The organism is Chryseobacterium sp. 22543 (assembly GCF_052044565.1).
Lineage (GTDB): Bacteria > Bacteroidota > Bacteroidia > Flavobacteriales > Weeksellaceae > Chryseobacterium.
The window spans coordinates 52,925-70,554 of record NZ_JBQENH010000001.1 but is presented as its reverse complement, the minus strand read 5'-3'; the positions used below and the strand labels follow the sequence as shown (position 1 = coordinate 70,554).

General features: G+C 36.5%; 18 protein-coding genes. 13 read left to right on the top strand and 5 right to left on the bottom strand.

Annotated features, from left to right (window positions below):
- Positions 1–86: 86 nt before the first annotated feature.
- Positions 87–524, bottom strand: a complete 438-nt coding sequence (locus ACTJIP_RS00390) for an endonuclease domain-containing protein (protein ID WP_440703946.1) — start codon at positions 522–524, stop codon at positions 87–89.
- A 249-nt stretch (positions 525–773) separates the two neighbouring features.
- On the opposite strand from ACTJIP_RS00390, the gene ACTJIP_RS00385 reads away from it, so the two are divergent.
- Positions 774–2,759, top strand: a complete 1,986-nt coding sequence (locus ACTJIP_RS00385) for a urocanate hydratase (RefSeq protein ID WP_440703945.1) — start codon at positions 774–776, stop codon at positions 2,757–2,759.
- Positions 2,760–3,171: 412 nt separating this feature from the next.
- Complete coding sequence (locus ACTJIP_RS00380) at positions 3,172–3,876, top strand: TonB-dependent receptor plug domain-containing protein (RefSeq protein WP_077416442.1); 705 nt, start codon at positions 3,172–3,174, stop codon at positions 3,874–3,876.
- A 55-nt stretch (positions 3,877–3,931) separates the two neighbouring features.
- Here ACTJIP_RS00380 and tpx read toward each other — a convergent pair whose 3' ends face one another.
- Positions 3,932–4,501 (bottom strand): thiol peroxidase, encoded by a 570-nt coding sequence (gene tpx / locus ACTJIP_RS00375; protein WP_440703944.1) that lies wholly within the window; start codon positions 4,499–4,501, stop codon positions 3,932–3,934.
- A 174-nt stretch (positions 4,502–4,675) separates the two neighbouring features.
- On the opposite strand from tpx, the gene ACTJIP_RS00370 reads away from it, so the two are divergent.
- The 6 genes from ACTJIP_RS00370 to ACTJIP_RS00345 all read left to right on the top strand — a co-directional run bounded on the left by ACTJIP_RS00370 (position 4,676) and on the right by ACTJIP_RS00345 (position 9,550).
- Entirely contained in the window at positions 4,676–6,304 is a 1,629-nt protein-coding gene (locus ACTJIP_RS00370) for an NADP-dependent glyceraldehyde-3-phosphate dehydrogenase (RefSeq protein WP_440703943.1), read from the top strand.
- A gap of 147 nt (positions 6,305–6,451) precedes the next feature.
- Entirely contained in the window at positions 6,452–6,961 is a 510-nt protein-coding gene (locus tag ACTJIP_RS00365; RefSeq protein WP_219072882.1) for an RNA polymerase sigma factor, read from the top strand.
- A gap of 11 nt (positions 6,962–6,972) precedes the next feature.
- Complete coding sequence (locus ACTJIP_RS00360; RefSeq protein ID WP_440703942.1) at positions 6,973–7,788, top strand: hypothetical protein; 816 nt, start codon at positions 6,973–6,975, stop codon at positions 7,786–7,788.
- Between the two features lie 59 nt (positions 7,789–7,847).
- Complete coding sequence (locus ACTJIP_RS00355; RefSeq protein ID WP_077416451.1) at positions 7,848–8,204, top strand: DUF7716 domain-containing protein; 357 nt, start codon at positions 7,848–7,850, stop codon at positions 8,202–8,204.
- 232 nt (positions 8,205–8,436) lie between these two features.
- Positions 8,437–8,946 (top strand): RNA polymerase sigma factor, encoded by a 510-nt coding sequence (locus tag ACTJIP_RS00350; protein WP_440703941.1) that lies wholly within the window; start codon positions 8,437–8,439, stop codon positions 8,944–8,946.
- A 13-nt stretch (positions 8,947–8,959) separates the two neighbouring features.
- Complete coding sequence (locus ACTJIP_RS00345; RefSeq protein ID WP_440703940.1) at positions 8,960–9,550, top strand: hypothetical protein; 591 nt, start codon at positions 8,960–8,962, stop codon at positions 9,548–9,550.
- A gap of 42 nt (positions 9,551–9,592) precedes the next feature.
- Here ACTJIP_RS00345 and ACTJIP_RS00340 read toward each other — a convergent pair whose 3' ends face one another.
- The gene (locus tag ACTJIP_RS00340; protein ID WP_440703939.1) at positions 9,593–10,987 is read right to left on the bottom strand and encodes a S41 family peptidase; all 1,395 of its coding nucleotides are present in this window, start codon (positions 10,985–10,987) and stop codon (positions 9,593–9,595) included.
- A gap of 314 nt (positions 10,988–11,301) precedes the next feature.
- Between ACTJIP_RS00340 and ACTJIP_RS00335 the strand changes: the two genes are divergently transcribed.
- A complete protein-coding gene (locus tag ACTJIP_RS00335) occupies positions 11,302–12,399 on the top strand; it encodes an MBL fold metallo-hydrolase (protein WP_077416458.1) in 1,098 nt (365 codons plus the stop codon).
- Here the strand turns inward: ACTJIP_RS00335 and ACTJIP_RS00330 are convergent, their stop codons facing one another.
- Positions 12,400–12,687 carry a GNAT family N-acetyltransferase gene (locus ACTJIP_RS00330; RefSeq protein WP_047385514.1) on the bottom strand — a complete coding sequence of 96 codons (288 nt, stop codon included), beginning with the start codon at positions 12,685–12,687 and terminating at the stop codon, positions 12,400–12,402.
- Positions 12,688–13,219: 532 nt separating this feature from the next.
- Between ACTJIP_RS00330 and ACTJIP_RS00325 the strand changes: the two genes are divergently transcribed.
- The 4 genes from ACTJIP_RS00325 (at position 13,220) to ACTJIP_RS00310 (ending at position 16,888) form a co-directional block, all read left to right on the top strand.
- Positions 13,220–13,687, top strand: coding sequence for a hypothetical protein (locus ACTJIP_RS00325; RefSeq protein ID WP_440703938.1), 468 nt, complete (start codon positions 13,220–13,222; stop codon positions 13,685–13,687).
- A 117-nt stretch (positions 13,688–13,804) separates the two neighbouring features.
- A complete protein-coding gene (locus ACTJIP_RS00320; RefSeq protein WP_077416462.1) occupies positions 13,805–14,710 on the top strand; it encodes a helix-turn-helix domain-containing protein in 906 nt (301 codons plus the stop codon).
- 86 nt (positions 14,711–14,796) lie between these two features.
- Entirely contained in the window at positions 14,797–15,798 is a 1,002-nt protein-coding gene (locus ACTJIP_RS00315) for an aldo/keto reductase (RefSeq protein ID WP_440703937.1), read from the top strand.
- Positions 15,799–15,895: 97 nt separating this feature from the next.
- On the top strand, positions 15,896–16,888 hold the full coding sequence (locus tag ACTJIP_RS00310; protein ID WP_180563995.1) for an MBL fold metallo-hydrolase: 993 nt from the start codon (positions 15,896–15,898) through the stop codon (positions 16,886–16,888).
- A gap of 305 nt (positions 16,889–17,193) precedes the next feature.
- Here ACTJIP_RS00310 and ACTJIP_RS00305 read toward each other — a convergent pair whose 3' ends face one another.
- On the bottom strand, positions 17,194–17,586 hold the full coding sequence (locus ACTJIP_RS00305) for a DoxX family protein (protein ID WP_077416468.1): 393 nt from the start codon (positions 17,584–17,586) through the stop codon (positions 17,194–17,196).
- Positions 17,587–17,630 lie beyond the last annotated feature (44 nt).

Genomic DNA, 17,630 nt, shown 5'->3' with positions numbered 1-17,630 from the left:
GCTGAATTTCAGTGAGGTTTTTTATGTTGAATAACGACTTCTTTTAGTAAGACAATTCCCCTCTCTTGGAGGGGTGGATTCAAAATTCAAAGAATTTTTGAAGACGGGGTGGTTCCATAGTACAGCACAATAAAATCCTCCAGCTCCTTCATCACCACACTCAGATGATTCCTCACATCAAAATCTGTAATTCTGAAAATAAGCAGTCCTAATGACTCAAGATATTCCTCCCTTATCCCATCATAAACTTCTTTCTTATCATGGCTTGAACCGTCAATCTCAATGATAAGACCCAAATTTTTTACATAGAAATCAACAATATAATTTCCAATAATTCTTTGTCTGTCAAAATCAATTGTATGAAAATTTTTAGCACGGACTTTTCTCCAAAAGATCACTTCACCCAAGATCCGGGCTTTACGTTTTTCTTTTAATAATATTTTTAAATAGGGGTTGTAGGACAGGTTCTCAACGAAATTCCTGCGGATCGGAATTCCGTTGATGATGGTGAGGATTTCTTTCATTGTTGTGTTTTAAACCACCCCGTCTTTCAAAGCTCGCACTTTGAAATCCACCCCTCCGGAGGAGGGGAATTGAAGTTCGTTTATTCAAATATAGTATTTAATAGGAGATTGTGATTAATATCCGGATTCGATAATTTTGTATAAACCATAAGCTGAAGCCATTTTCATCCTTTCACTTGCCTATATTTTCTAATTTGAATATCTTTAAAACTTCAAACATTGTTTCAACATAGACCTTTAAATAGCAATATGACATTTCAAGAACAGATACAGCAGGGGATTCCTAATCAGCTGCCACAACCAAAACCATACGAGACCAATATCAACCATGCTCCAAAGCGTAAAGAAATCCTGGGGGAGGAAGAGAAAAAACTGGCATTGAAGAATGCACTACGTTATTTTGATCCTCAGTTTCATGCAGAACTGATTCCTGAATTTAAGCAGGAACTGGAAGATTACGGAAGAATTTATATGTACCGCTTCCGTCCGGACTATGAAATGAAGGCGAGACCTATCACAGATTATCCGGGACAATCTGAGCAGGCAAAAGCGATCATGCTGATGATTCAGAATAACCTGGATTATGCAGTAGCACAGCATCCTCATGAATTGATCACTTACGGTGGAAACGGAGCTGTATTCTCCAACTGGGCTCAGTATCTGCTGACCATGAAATATCTTTCGGAAATGAGCAACGAGCAGACATTGGTGATGTATTCAGGACACCCAATGGGGCTGTTCCCGTCTCATAAAGACGCACCAAGAGTGGTTGTAACCAATGGAATGATGATCCCGAACTATTCAAAATCGGATGATTGGGAGAAGTTCAATGCATTGGGTGTTACTCAATACGGACAGATGACGGCAGGAAGTTATATGTATATTGGCCCGCAGGGAATTGTTCACGGGACAACCATTACAGCGTTGAATGCTTTCAGAAAAATAAAAAAAGACCCTAAAGGAGGGCTTTTCGTGACTTCAGGATTAGGAGGAATGAGTGGAGCTCAGCCAAAAGCTGGTAATATTGCTGGTTGCATTACTGTATGTGCAGAAGTAAACCCGAAAATCACCAAAATCCGTCATGATCAGAAATGGGTGAATGAGATCTATGAAGATCTTGATTCATTGGTGAAAAGAGTAAGGGAAGCACAGGCTGACAAAGAAACCGTTTCTTTGGCTTACCTTGGAAATATTGTTGATGTTTGGGAGAAATTCGATCAGGAAGATTTAAGAATTGACATCGGTTCAGATCAGACTTCACTTCACAATCCATGGGCTGGTGGTTACTATCCGGTAGGCCAAACATTCGAAGAATCTAATATTATGATGGCTGAAAATCCTGAGTTATTCAAAGAAAAAGTTCAGGAAACATTAAGAAGACATGCGGCAGCCATAAACAAACATACAGCAAAAGGAACCTACTTTTTCGATTATGGAAATGCCTTTTTATTGGAAGCTTCCAGAGCCGGAGCTGATGTAATGGCAGAAAATCCGACATTGGGAAGAGAATTCAAATATCCGAGTTATGTACAGGATATCATGGGACCTATGTGCTTTGATTATGGTTTCGGACCGTTCCGTTGGGTATGTTCCAGTGGAAATCCGGAAGATCTTCAGAAAACGGATAATATTGCATGTGCAGTATTGGAAGAAATGGTAAAAAACTCTCCTGAAGAGATCCAGCAGCAGATGAAAGACAACATCCAGTGGATCAAGGGAGCACAGGAAAATAAACTGGTAGTAGGTTCACAGGCGAGAATCCTTTATGCAGATGCTGAAGGAAGAATGAAAATTGCAGAAGCCTTCAATAAAGCCATTAAAAACGGAGAAATAGGACCTGTGGTTTTAGGAAGAGACCATCATGATGTTTCGGGTACAGATTCTCCTTACAGAGAAACTTCCAATATCTATGACGGATCAAGATTTACTGCGGATATGGCCATTCACAATGTGATTGGTGACAGTTTCCGTGGGGCAACCTGGGTTTCCATTCACAATGGTGGTGGAGTAGGCTGGGGAGAAGTGATCAACGGTGGTTTCGGAATGCTGTTGGACGGAAGCGATGATGCCGATAGAAGATTGAAGTCTATGCTTTTCTGGGACGTAAACAATGGAATCTCAAGAAGAAGCTGGGCAAGAAATGAAGGCGCTGTTTTCGCTATTAAAAGAGCGATGGAAGCCGAACCTAATCTGAAAGTGACTCTTCCGAACCTTGTAGATGAAAATTTACTGTAAAATATTTTAGATATAAAGAAAACCTGCTGTAAAGCAGGTTTTTTGTTTCTTGTTGCAATAAGAGTTTAGATTCCTTCGGAAAGACAAAAGAGCGCTTAGATTATCCACACAGTTTGTCATTCCGCAGGAATCTCTGCTTTATCAAGTAGTTTTAGATTCCACGCTTCACTTTGTTTCGCTCTGAATGGCAAACATGGTGTATATTTTAATGTGTTTTTAAAGGATCAATCTTACTCACACAATTATCGGAAAACTTTTTAGCGTCCTCTTTGTCATTCCGCAGGAATCTTAATAGAGATTAAAAATTTGAAAAAGCTTTACGATTTTTCAACAAAATTAAAATATTAGAAAATTTCACAACTCTTTCCAACCTTTTCTGTCATTAGTACATCTTTAGAAGAAAAGAGATCCTATGAAAATCACAATACCCAAACCCTGTCATGAAAACTGGAATACAATGACCCCTGATGAAAAAGGAAGATTCTGTGCTGTTTGTTCCAAAACAGTACGAGACTTCAGGAAAGCTCCGGATGATGATATTATAGATTTTTTTTCCGGGACTTCGGAAGAGATCTGCGGGAATTTTAATCCGTCACAGCTCAACAGAGATCTGAGTTATTCTTACATCAATTCTCTTTTTGTGAAATTTGCGGTAGGTGCCATGCTGACAACGGGAGGAATTGTAAGTGTGCATGCACAGCAAAATAAAACCTGTGATACCCTAAAGACCGAAGAAGTACAGGAAATTGTTTTCAGTACTCAGAGAGACAGAAAATTGCTTGGCTCAGTTTCAGTAATACCGGCTAATGCTTTATTAGACAGCAAAGAAAAGGAAAGAAAAGAACTCATTACAAAATTGCCGGGATTATCTGTTGGGGAGCCTCCTAAAGATAATAACAGTATACGTATTGGTGGGGCTCCTTCAAGCGGAGTAATCTATCAGCCTATGTATATTGTAGATGGAAAAATAAGCGATTATGAAAAAGTAAAAACACTGGATCCTAATCTTATAAAAACTATGAATATACTGAAGGGGGCTTCTGCATCTGCAAAGTTTGGTGAAAAAGCCAAAGGCGGAGTAGTAGTGATTACTACTAAAAAGAAAAGAAAGAAATAAAAACTCCGGCGATCGAAGATCGCCGGAGCCTGTGTTATATCCAAATAAATATATATTATTTCACCGCTGCAATTGCCGCTTCATAATTCGGTTCATGAGAAATATCTGCCACCTGCTCTTCATAGATGATCTTTCCTGAAGGATCTATTACCACAACAGCTCGGCTCAGAAGACCTTTCATGGCAGAATCTACCAGTTCCACTCCATAGTTCCACCCAAAGTCTGAACGGAAATCTGAAAGCATCACTACATTTTTAATTCCTTCAGCACCGCAGAATCTTTTCTGTGCAAACGGAAGATCTTTGGAAATACAAAGGACTACTGTATTGGGAAGGTTCCCTGCCTCTTCATTAAAATGATGTACGGAAGCTGAACAAACACCTGTATCTACACTGGGAAAGATATTTAAGATCACATTCTTTCCTTTGTAAGATTCCAGTGTCTGATCATTCATATTCACATCTGTAAGGGTAAATTTAGGAGCTGGCTTATTCAGCGCCGGTAATTTTGTATAAGTATGTACTTCTTTTCCTCCCATTAAAACTGTATTGATTGCTTTAGATTTTTGTGCAAAGCCTATTGCAGAAAAGAATAACAGGGTACTGAAAACTAATTTTGAAAACATGAAATTTTATTTTTCAGCTAAATTATTCTTTTTTCAGGAGCTGAGATTAATTTTAATTCAAATAGATCAAATCTATTGTCAGATTGTTTTTTTCAAAACATTTTACTTCTACCTTTATATTACAAAAACCTCCTTAGAAGGAGAAGCTTATCACATAAAAAAATAGAAAGATTTATGAGTTCAGAAAATACAGCATCATTCCATCACATTTTTAAGAGTGAAAATGAAATTCCGGAAGAGTATAAAGTTCCGGTGATCCACCAGAGAACTTATTTGTTGAATGGTGAACTGGTAGAATGGAACGGAGATGTCACCGAAATTTATTCCCCGGTATGTATTCCTACAGAAAACGGATTAGAAAGAAAACTTTTGGGAAGTATCCCGAATATTGGCCCGAAGGAAGCCATGGATGTCCTTGAAGCCTGTGTAAAAGCCTATGATAACGGTCTTGGGGAATGGCCTACCATGTCTGTGGAAGGACGCATTAAATGTATGCAGAAATTCGTGTACCTGATGATCCAGCAAAGGGATCTGATCATTAAATTACTGATGTGGGAAATTGGAAAAACGCTTGCAGACTCCACCAAAGAATTTGACCGTACCGTAGATTATATCAACCAGACCATTGATGCCCTGAAGGATCTGGACAGAGAATCTTCCCGCTTTCAACAGGCAGAAGGTACCATTGCACAGATCAGAAGAGCACCACTTGGAGTGGTTTTAAGTATGGGGCCATTCAATTATCCTCTGAATGAAATTTTTACCACACTGATTCCTGCCTTGATCATGGGAAACACCATTCTGTTTAAACTTCCGAAACACGGTGTACTGGCTCATTATCCTTTATTAAACGCTTTTAAAGAAGCATTCCCGAAAGGAACTGTAAACACATTATATGGAAAAGGATCAGAAATTATCACGCCAATCATGGAAAGCGGAAAAGTGAATGTTCTGGCCTTCATCGGATCAAGTAAAGTGGCTAACGGATTGAAAAAGCTGCATCCGAAAGTGAATCGTTTAAGAGCCATTCTGAGTCTGGATGCCAAAAATGCAGCTATTGTGACCAAAAATGCAAATTTAGACGTAGCTGTGAGCGAATGTATTTTAGGTGCACTTTCTTTCAACGGACAGCGATGCACAGCACTGAAGCTGATATTTGTTCAGAAAGAGATTGCTTTAGAATTTACAGAAAAACTAAGTGCTGCGGTTTCTGCTCTGAAACCAGGATTGCCATGGGAAAAAGACGTAAAAGTAACTCCACTTCCGGAAGTCAACAAACCTCCTTACCTGAAAGAATGTATTGATGATGCTTTACAGAAAGGAGCAACTGTTTTAAATAAAGATGGAGGCTATACGGATGAATCTTTTGTTTTTCCGGCGGTAGTTTATCCGGTAAACAGTGAGATGAAACTGTATCATGAGGAGCAGTTTGGTCCGGTGATTCCTGTTGTTCCATTTGAAGACATAGAAGAGCCTATAGAGTATCAGGTGAATGCTTCACACGGGATGCAGGTAAGTATTTTCAGTGAAGATCCTCAGGAAGTAGCAAGGCTGATTGATCCATTCGTGAACCTCGTAAGCCGTGTCAATATCAACTGCCAGGCACAAAGAGGTCCGGATGTCTTTCCGTTTACCGGAAGAAAAGACAGTGCAGAAGGAACGCTTTCTGTTTTTGATGCACTCCGTTCATTCTCAATCCGGTCTCTGGTAGCCGCAAAACTTACAGACTCCAATAAAGAATTACTCAACACGATTGTCAGAGAACATGATTCCAATTTTTTAAGCACAGATTATATTTTCTGATCCTATTGTATTTAACATAAATAAAAATCCTCAATAAATTTCTTTATTTGTTGAGGATTTTTTTAACTTAATGCCAGAAATTAGAGTTTTGTGTTATAATAAGATGATGTTTTTTAGAAATATCAACTAAGGATCAGTGTGTAAATCATGTCTTCACCGGAAAAAGAATTTTTAGAGAAAATTGAAAAGCACAAAGGTGTTGTTTTTAAGATCTCTAAAATGTATATGGATAATAAGGACGATCAGAATGACCTCTATCAGGAGATCATCTACCAGGCCTGGAAATCATACGGTGATTTTCAAAAGAGGAGTGATTTCTCCACATGGCTGTACAGAACTGCGTTAAACACAGCAATTGTTTTCCTGCGAAGTGAAAAAAAACGTAGTTTTATACAGAATCAGAATGTAGATGGGCTGAGTGCCCGGCAGGAACCTTATAATGATACGGATGATGTGAATATGAAACGGATGTATGAAGCCATTCATCAGCTGAGCCCTATTGATAAAGCGCTTATATTTTTCTTTTTGGAGGGTTTTTCGGGAAAAGAAATTGCCGTTCAGTTAGGAATTACCGAAATCAATACAAGGGTAAAGCTGAAAAGGGCAAAAGAGAAGCTGAAAGAGATCATTACCAAACAAAGTACAGGTTCTCATTAAAAGATAAAACGATGGAGTTAGAAAACTTTAAAGAACTTTGGAATAAAGATACAGGACAGGAGTCTCCTGAAATTTCTCTTGAAAAACAGAAGGAAATACATTCCCCGTTACAGATGCTCAAAGTAAATATGAAAACAGAGTTCTGGCTGATGATTGTAACGCTGCCTTTACTTTTAACCAATTTTCCGTTTGCTTCTTCAGATTCTAATATTAAAATCATATCTGCATTTGTCACCATCCTGACCATTGTTATTATCGTCTATTTTTATTCCCGTTTTCTGAAACTGTATAAGCTGCTTCAAAAGAATAGCATCAATACAAATTATGATTTGTTCAATCTTAAAACCCAGCTTCTCATATCGAAAGAAATTTATATAGCCTATTATGTGTCCTATATTACTCTTGGGTTTCTTCTCTCCCTGATCAGAATTAATTTCCATTTTGAGATGGAATATAATCTGGCTATTTTCGGAATCAGCCTTCTGATCACTCTGCTCCTGATTGCTTTTATCATAAAATACTGGATCTATTATATGTACGGAAGGTATATTGATGATGTGGTACGTCTGGTAGATGAACTGAATGAGATTGAGGTAAGTCCCAGACCTGAAAAGAAAAAAACATGGTTTGAGCGTTCACAGAAATTTTTCATGAATAAAATGGGTATCAAAGGAAATATTCTGAATACCGTTATATGGTTTGTTTCAATGTATATTTTTATCATTTTATTTTTGACAGCAGTACTTTTAATAATTATCGTGGTTGGCGCCAAATTTCATTTTCTTGATATAGGAGCACTGCAGAAAGCTTTAGACCAGTTGAATTAGAAATTGCTCTATTTTCTTTTATTTCCTATCTTTAAAGACGTTGAGGTAAAAAATGTAATATGGATGAGATCAAAAATCAAGTATATCCCATAGAGGAATTTCTTGAGCTTGTAAAGAATAAACAGGATCGGAAGACATCCTTTGATCCTGATTATAATTATGCGGTATACTCTTCAAAAGATGAATTTGAACCGGAAATGAAAATTTTTATCGGTGATCCTTTGGATATTGGTGAAAATGATAACGAAATCTTACCCGATTTTGTTTTTCAAAATAAACTGAGCTATATGTGTTCTGATGAGAATATTCAGGATGTGGTGGATCTTGCTTTTCGGCAGTATGCAGGCATCACTTCATCTCAACTTATTGATGCCCTAAACCATTATCTTGAAAAAGATGACTTCTTAGATTTTTAAATAGAAACTGAACTTTATATTATATACAAAGAACCTGATATGGAAACATAAGGTTCTTTTTTTATGTACATTATAATTGTTTTTCTACTAACTGTTCAGAATAGTAAGGAAAATATCTTTAAAGACTTAAAATCCAACAGGAGCTATTTCATGTATTTTCGGTCTGTTTTTTTTGTAGAAAATACTGTAACAATTTTTTAAAACGAAAACTAACTCTATAGAGTAACAAATCATGACCTCATTAGAACAAGAGTTTATAAGTCAAATTGAACAGCATAAAGGAATCCTATTTAAGATTTCTAAAATGTACATGACTGAAAAGGATGATCGGGATGATCTTTTTCAGGAGATTACCTATCAGCTCTGGAAAGCATTTCCTGGTTTCAGAGGGGAAAGCGAATTTTCAACATGGCTGTACAGGATCGCTTTGAATACGGCCATTATCTTCCTTAAATCAGAAAAAAGAAGAAGCTTTATTGCCCATGAAGATTTTTCCAATCATATCATTGTACAGGAAGATTATGATTACCGGAAAGAAGAGCGTCTGGCTGAAATGTATAAGGCTATTCATCAACTCAATCCTATTGATAAAGCCTTTATATTCTACTATCTGGAAAATTTTTCAGGAAAACAGATTGCAGAGCAGATGGGAATTTCTGAAGGAAATGTAAGAGTGAAAATGAACCGCTCAAAAAACAAACTTAAAGATATCTTAAGCCAAATAAAAACCAACAAACATTAAAATCAGTAATCCAATGAATATCGATGAATTGAAAAATACCTGGAATGAAGATATTATGGAGGAAACTCCTGAAATAAGTATAGAACAAAGAAATAAACTGAATCTTCCCCTTGAAAAAATACGTAAAAATATGCGTGTGGAATTCTGGTGGGTAATAGGGATTTTTGTTTTTGCTTTTCTGGTTTGCTCAGTCTGCAGGCCTTTTAAATTGCAATTATATATAACGGTTTTAATTGCTTCCATGCTTATTGTTACCGTTTTCTTTTTCAGTAAGTTCTTTAAACTGTATAACGAAATCAGTAATCCTACACCTAAGACCTACGATTCTCTGAAAGATCTGGTGATGCAGCTGAATCTGAATAAACAATATTATCTTTCATACTACATCAGTTTTGCACCGTTTCTGGTATGTGAGATTCTTATTGTTCTGGAATTTATCCCGTGGCCAAAACCTTTGAGTGAACTGAAAATTGCAGTGATCTTAATAGGTTCTGTGATTGGAGGATTATTTTTACTCTACCTGGCCGGAAAATTCTGGTTTCACCGGTATTACGGAAGATATATGCAGCATATTGAAAATCTTTTGGAAGAGTTGAAAAGATAGAAAAGAGTTCGGCGGGCTGAAAGCCCGCCGAACCTTTATAAATTATTGTCCCTTATTGTCTTTTTCCTTAGCAATTTCATTTTTTATCCAATCCAGTTGTGGATCTTTTTTGTCAATAATATCCTGCATGCTTTCAGTTACTACTACATCGGGAACAACACCTTTCCGAGAGTCTGAGAATTTGATATTAGGCTGCACCAGAAGTAATCCGATTGGGAACCTGATTTTAGAATTAGGAAGTTTCTGATAAGAATAGAAACCTGCAACAGTTCCATCGTTAGCGCCACCGGTTTCTTCACCTACAAGAGTTGCCCTTTTATCATTCTTAAGCTTGGCAGTAATAATAGAAGATGCTGAGAAGCTTCCTCCGTTGATCAATACAAAAACTTTTCCGTGGAAAGCCTGTTTATTAGGTTTTGTAGGTTTATCAGCTTTCATTTTATAGAAAACTTTTCCGTCTTTTTTATACGTACTGAAAGCCTGCGCGAAGAAATAACTTGGATAGGCAATACTTTTAAGAGCATATTCTAAAGCATTGCTTTTTCTGAAATAATTTGTACGCAGTGGAATATCCCTTGACGTTACCTGGGAAGGTTTGATCAGGGTAAAAGGTGCATCCGCTAAATAGGAGTACAGGTTATTGATCTCATAGAGAGAACCTCCATAGTTATTTCGGACATCTATGATGAGGTAGGGAGCTTTGGCCTCATTGATCTTGGCAAAGGTTTTTTTATAAAATTCATCAGAATAATCTCGGGAGAAACTCTGTACCTTTATATAAGCGATAGTGCTGTCTTTATCCAGGAATTTAAAACTTCTGTTATAAGAATTACTTGAAACTACATAATCGTTCAGTTTCTTTTCAAGCGTCTTTTTCTTCATTTCCTTATCCTTTTCAAGATCGGAATCAGATTTTATTTCCCTGCTTAAAGTATACGTTCGTTTTTCTCCCTGATAAAGTGTTTCAAGAGTTGCTTTACTCCCCAAACCGTTCTCTGCAGTATAAAAATTAAAGAAAAGGTCTTTTAAAAAATAGGGGTGGAAAGTTGTATTATCACCATCACTGCTGATCAGACTTCTGTACTTCTTTATATAATCTGATACAGGAACATTATTAATTGATAAAATTTCAGTTCCGGGTTGTATATGCTCAATAGAATCTCTGTTTTGAATAATATACATCTGATCGCCTGATATATAATATTCGAGACGGCTGAACATTCCTTTCTGATGTTCCAGTCTTTTAAATTCTCTTTTGTTAAACTTTTTTCTGGGAATTCTCAATGAAAGATGCCCTTCCCGGATTCCCGCAATGACAGGCTGAAGTTTAAAATAAAACTGAAGAGGAGTAAGAGATTCGGTGAGAGTCTGTTTAAGACTATCAAATTTATGATCCAATTCCTTCTTGGGAATATACCAGTATAATTGAGGATGCATTTGCTGTAATTTTGAATAAGCAAAGTTCACATCCTCTTTGAGTTGCTCCGGTGGAATACATGAGGCCCGCTGTTCGTTGTGTTTTTTTATAGAGGCACAAGACGAAAGTATTGCGAGAAGAAATATTACCGAATAATTTTTCAATAGATCTGAGTTTTTAGGATGCTAAAATAGAAAGTTTAAATTTAATCATGACTTAAATGAATAATAAATTTTCCAAAATACATGATAAATTTAGTTAAAAAATGTACTAAAACTGAATAAATTTTCATTTAAAGGCAAAAGTCAATACATTTGATATTTATTTTCTATAGATGATTTATTGGATTATTACGACAGTGGCTGTTCTGACAGTTACCTTTTTTATAGTGATCAATATGAAGGCGTTTGGCGGGGTGCCAAAAGGAAAGCGGCTGAAGCGTATAAAACAGTCAAAACTCTATAAAAAAAGACAGTTTCAGAATATTAGCCATACCCCATCTATTACAGAAGGCTACAAAATGTCGAAAGTGACTTACGATTTCTTTTTAGGAAAAAAAGATCCGCTCTTGAAACCTTTTAAAGAAATTCAATCCCTTCATACCGATTTAAAAAACAGAGACAAAAATCAGGATATATTTATCTGGTTGGGGCATTCATCTTATTATCTACAGACCGATGGTATTTCCTTCCTGATTGATCCTGTGTTGAGTTTATATGGTTCACCTTTTAAATATTTTAACAAAGCATTCAAAGGATCAGACATCTTTAAACCTGAAGATATTCCCAATATTGATTATCTGGTAATAACCCACGATCATTTTGACCATCTGGATTACCCGACTGTAAAATCGATCAAAGACAGAACGGAAATGGCTATTTTGCCTTTGGGAGTGGGAGCACATTTAGAAAGATGGGGTTATGCTGAAAATTCGCTTATTGAAGAAGAATGGGGAACTGAAGTGAGGTTGAAGAATAATATAAAGATTGTCTTTACTCCCGCCAGACATTTTTCAGGCAGAAGAATCAGACAGAATGATACGCTATGGAGTTCCTATGTTTTGATAACACCAACAAAGAAAATTTTCTTAGGTGGAGACAGTGGATATGATAGCCATTTTAAAACTATCGGCGAACAATACGGGCCTTTTGATTATGCTATTCTTGAGAACGGACAGTATGGAGAAGCATGGAGGTATATTCATACGCTGCCGGAAGATGTTATTCAGGCTGGTATTGATCTTAAAGCCGAGCGTATCATCCCTGTTCATGCAGCAAAATTTGCACTCGCGCTTCACCCATGGAATGAACCTTTACAAAAGATAACTGCTCTTGGAAAAGAAAAAGGATTGAATATCCTCACTCCGATGATTGGAGAGGTAGTAGATCTGAATCAGCATGAACAGCAATTTACAGCCTGGTGGGAAGATTGATCAGGCATGCCAGATATCTTTATATCTTACAGGGTGGTTTTCAAACTGTTGTCGCACAAAATCACATTCCGGGTCTACAAGCAAATCTTTTTCCTCTGCGTAGCGTACCAGCTCATCCAGTAACAGTTTGGCGTATCCTTTACCCTCACGCTCTTCATCAAGTTTCGTATAATACACAATAAGCAGTCTTCCATCAACTTCTATGGACATATAACCTGCCTTTTTTCCATCAATAAGTAGCTGCAATTCATCCTGATATGGTGATACCTGAAACTTTATATTTTCCATGATAATGTAAGATTTGGTTGATAAAAAATAATTTGGAGAATTTCCCAAAAAACATTCTCTCCACTAAAATTACGAAATTAAATAATATGAAATAATAGTTTTCAGAAATCTTAACGAAATTTATAACATAATGATTAAAAGATAAAAGATAAAAGATAAAAGATAAAAGATAAAAGATAAAAGATAAAAGATGTTGTCGCTAAAATTCAATAGAGGTGGGTTTTAACCCATTCTACAATAAATGATCCATCCATTGGCTTTAGCCCAAACTTACAATATTTATTCTTTAAAATTCAAAATTTAATTACAATTTACTGATTGTCATTTGTTTACTAAAATCCTTTGTTTAATAAAATTGTATTCTGATTATCATTTCAGGATGATTAATAGGTAATAATTTCATTAAAATGTATAAAATATTTCAAAGATAATCAGTTGTTTATGATTTTTCTTAACAAATATTAGTATTTACAATTGAGATTTGGCACTTTAATTGACTATGCCATTATGTTTAATTTAAAAGGGGAATGAAATGAAAAAGTTACTTATAACAGTATTTTTGGTTGGAACATTTAGCTTGAGCTATGCCCAGTCAGATTACTATAACGATTACAGAAGGAGTATTTCGGATGTTAACTGGCAAAGAGTTGTTGCCGATCTGTTACTGTCTACAACACAGGCAAACCAGATTTATGTACTCAATGACCGATATCGTGATTACAACACGTGGAACAGAGTGTATGTGGTAGAGCCGGGAAGATGGAGAAACGACCGTTATTCGGAGTTGGAAAGAATTCTAGGTAGAGAAAAATATATCATTTTTAAAAAGAAATATTACAGAGGTCAAAATCCTGTGATTGTTTATGGCAGAAATAAAAACGATTATAAAAAATATCGTAAACAACAGGAGAAATATTATAAAAATCAGGAGAAATACTATAAAAAACAGTCTAAACATCACGGCCGTGGTTATGGTCATGACGACGACGATTGGGATTAAAATTATTATCAACTATATATTCACTTTCAAATGGCTGGCATCTTTGTCAGTCATTTTATTTTTTCAAACAGAATTGTTTTTATTGATTAATTTGTTTGAATTTTATAATTTTGATTCATGGAATCACACGAATCAATCAAAGGTTTTTATGAAAGAAATGCTCCCAATCTGGCATCACAGTGTATTGGGGTCAGCAGAATGGGGCACTTCAATGTATTTTCACGGGAATACTGCTCTCCGTTGACTCCCTACAGCAGGAGAGATTATTATAAGATTTCACTGATCATAGGAAAGGGAAAACTCCATTATGCAGATAAATGGATTAAAGTAGACCGGCCTGCTTTATTGTTTTCAAATCCTATTATTCCTTATTCCTGGGAAGCAGATGATGAAGATCAGAAAGGTTGGTTTTGTTTGTTTACCGATCAGTTTTTGCATAACGGAAGCCGTATGGGAAACCTGCAGGATTCTCCGCTTTTCAAGATTGGAGGAACTCCGGTTTTCTTTGTGGATGAAGAACAGCAGAGGATACTTTCTGATATTTATACGAAAATGATGACGGAGATTCAGTCGGATTATATTCACAAATATGATATGCTGAGAGCTTACCTTCATCTGATGATTCATGAAACCATGAGAATGCAGCCGGCAGAAAGTTTTGAACCCTATCAGAATGCCTCACAGCGGGTTGCTTCCTTATTTATGGAACTTCTGGAGAGACAATTTCCGATCGACAGTCCTGAAGCCTTTTTAAAATTAAAAACCCCCAACGATTATGCTCAGAGTCTTTCTATACATGTGAATTCCTTAAACCGTTCTGTAAAAGAAATCACAGGGAAAACAACCAGTCAGCAGATTACCGGAAGGATTATTCAGGAAGCCAATGCTTTACTGAAACATACAGACTGGAATGTAGCTGAAATCGCCTACGGATTAGGTTTTGAAGAACCCGCTTATTTTACCAATTACTTTAAAAAACAAACCGGAATTACTCCTAATGCCCTAAGAATGGACATTGTTTGAATTTTATAATTCTTAGTTTGAATTCTATATCGGGATTGGCCTTTTCATGTTCTAATTTTGTCTTATAAAATTAAATCATACCTATCATGAAATTTAAAAAATTAGGAAACACAGACGAACAGTTATCAGCAATTGGTTTAGGATGTATGGGAATGAGCTTTGCCTATGGTCCTACGGATGAACAGGAAAGTATCAATACCTTACACAAAGCTTTGGATTTGGGTGTAAACTTCTGGGATACAGCAGATATGTATGCCAATGGGGAAAACGAAAAACTGATCTCTAAGGTATTGGTTCCGAATAGAGATAAGATCTTTATTGCAACCAAATTCGGATTCAGGTTTAAAGACGGTAAAGCCAGCCACAGCGGAGCTCCGGGAACTTATTTTGACGGTTCTCCGGAATGGATTAGAAAAGCAGTAGATCTAAGCCTTCAAAGATTAAAAATAGACACTATTGATTTGTATTACGCTCACAGAGTGGATCCTAATGTTCCGGTAGAGGAAACAGTAGGGGCAATGGCAGAGCTGGTAAAAGCAGGAAAAGTGAAATACATCGGATTATCTGAAGCTTCAGCAGAATCTATCAGAAAAGCAAATAAAATTCACCCGATTGCAGCATTACAGTCAGAATATTCCATCCTTACAAAAGATGTTGAAAAAGAAATTTTACCAACCATCAGAGAACTGGGGATTTCTTTAGTGCCTTATTCGCCTTTGGCAAGAGGTCTTTTTACCAATATTTATGACGTACAGAACCTGGGTGATAATGACTTTAGAAAATCTTTACCACGCTATCAGCAGGAGTATCTTGAAAATAATACCAAACTGGCCAATGAGATTAATGATTTTGCCGCTTCCAAAGGGGTAAAAGGAACCCAGCTCGCCCTGGCCTGGGTATTGAATCAGGGAGACGACATCATCCCGATTCCGGGTACCAAACGAATTAAATACCTGGAAGAAAATATTGCAGCCGTCAATATAGACCTTTCCCAATCAGATCTGGATACTATTGAAGCCATTCTGAAAAAATACCCGAATGTAGGGGAAAGATACACTGAAGGTTCAATGAAACTGGTGAACAACTAAAAACTATTATAAAAACTGAGTTCCTGCTGATGATGGGAGCTCAGTTTTTTGTTATTATTCTCAATGAGAATGTATAAATAATGAAAAAAACTAAGTTATGAACAGAAGAGAACTATTAAAGAATGGATTATTGGCGGGAACATTCAGCATGATTCCTTTTTCCAGTGTACTGGCAGAAACTCCGAAAATCCCTGAAAAAACAGGTGATGATCTTTCCGGCTTTAAAAAACTGAAGCTTGGAGAACTGGAACTTTTTGTTCTTACAGACGGATATATTCATGAAGAAAATCTCAATGCATTTGCTCCCAGAGGAACTGTTGCTGAGCTGAAATCAATCCTTAAAAATAATTTCAGACCGGACAATTATATTGATATGGCCATGAATATTCTTTTGGTTAAAACAAAGAATAAACTTATCCTCTTAGATACCGGAATGGGTATTTTTGCTGATGAAAGAACCGGATTCTTATTAAAAAGTCTCCAAAAAGCCGGCTTTTCACCAAAAGATATTACCGATGTTTTTATCTCTCATGCCCACCCTGATCATATTGGTGGCGTAGTTGACAAAAAGCAGAACCTCGTTTTTCCGAACGCCAATATTTTTATTTCAAAAATTGAACATGATTTTTGGATGAAAGCCACTATCAAAGATTTTAATAATAGTGCTTTGAAAGAGCAGCCTGAATTACTTAATCAGATTATTCCTGCTGTTCAAAATATTCTGAAAACGATTCAGCCGAAACTGAAGTTTTATGACCTTAATAATCCGCTTTATGACTATTTCAGTTTTCAGCTCGCTCCCGGTCATACTCCGGGTTTAACAGTGACAACCATTTCTTCAGGGAATGAAAAGCTGATCTACATTGCAGATTTGATTCATTCCGATGTAATCCTTTTTCCACATCCTGAGTGGGGCTACTTTGGAGATACTGATCTGGATATTGCTAGCGCTTCAAGAAAAAAGCTTCTTCAACAGCTGGCAGATACCAAAGTAAGAGCGTTTGCTTATCATTTGCCATGGCCGGGTCTGGGCTTTACAAAAACAAAATCCGGTGCATTTGAATGGTTTCCGGAAAGTTTTATGAATTAGGTAATAGGTAATAAGTTGCAGGGATAGGGATTAGGGATTAGAGATGCGTTGACCAAGATTAATAAATATGTGTTCAATATTCCCATCCTCTGGAGGGGTGGCGAAAATTCAAAGAATTTTTGACGGGGTGGTTAAATATAAAAGGTAATTCAATCAATAACAGCGGACTTTAGTCCGCTTTTTCAATAAATATTTATGCATTTGGCTTTAGCCAAAACATATTAATCATCGACTTGATATAACAGATCCTCCCGGCAACGAGAGGATCTGTTTCAACATAAGAAAAAATTAAAGTTTTATTGTAATTACGCCTCTCCAAATACCAGCTCTGGAGAATACATCTTTCTGAACATCAGGTAAGTCATCGTAAGGACAGAGAAAGCGACTATTGCGTCTATTGTAGCTGGAAAACCAAGTACCGCAATTTTTGAGAAGAAAGCAAAAATAATATCAAAAAACATTCCTGCAAATACCCATTCTTTCAACCTCAGTAATCTGTTGGGAAGGAGAAGAACAAGAACCCCCGAAATTTTGAAAACTCCCAGTATATAAATAAAATGAGATGGATAGCCAAGCTGTTGGGTGATATCCCAAACGACAGGATTTTTTGTAAGTTCAAAGAAACCGCTGGCTCCGAACCATAATGACATAAAAATAGCGCCCGCCCAATAGATGATTTTTGTTGTTTTTGTTTTCATTGTAGTATTATTTTTAGTTGTTATTATTACTGTGTTGTGTAAAA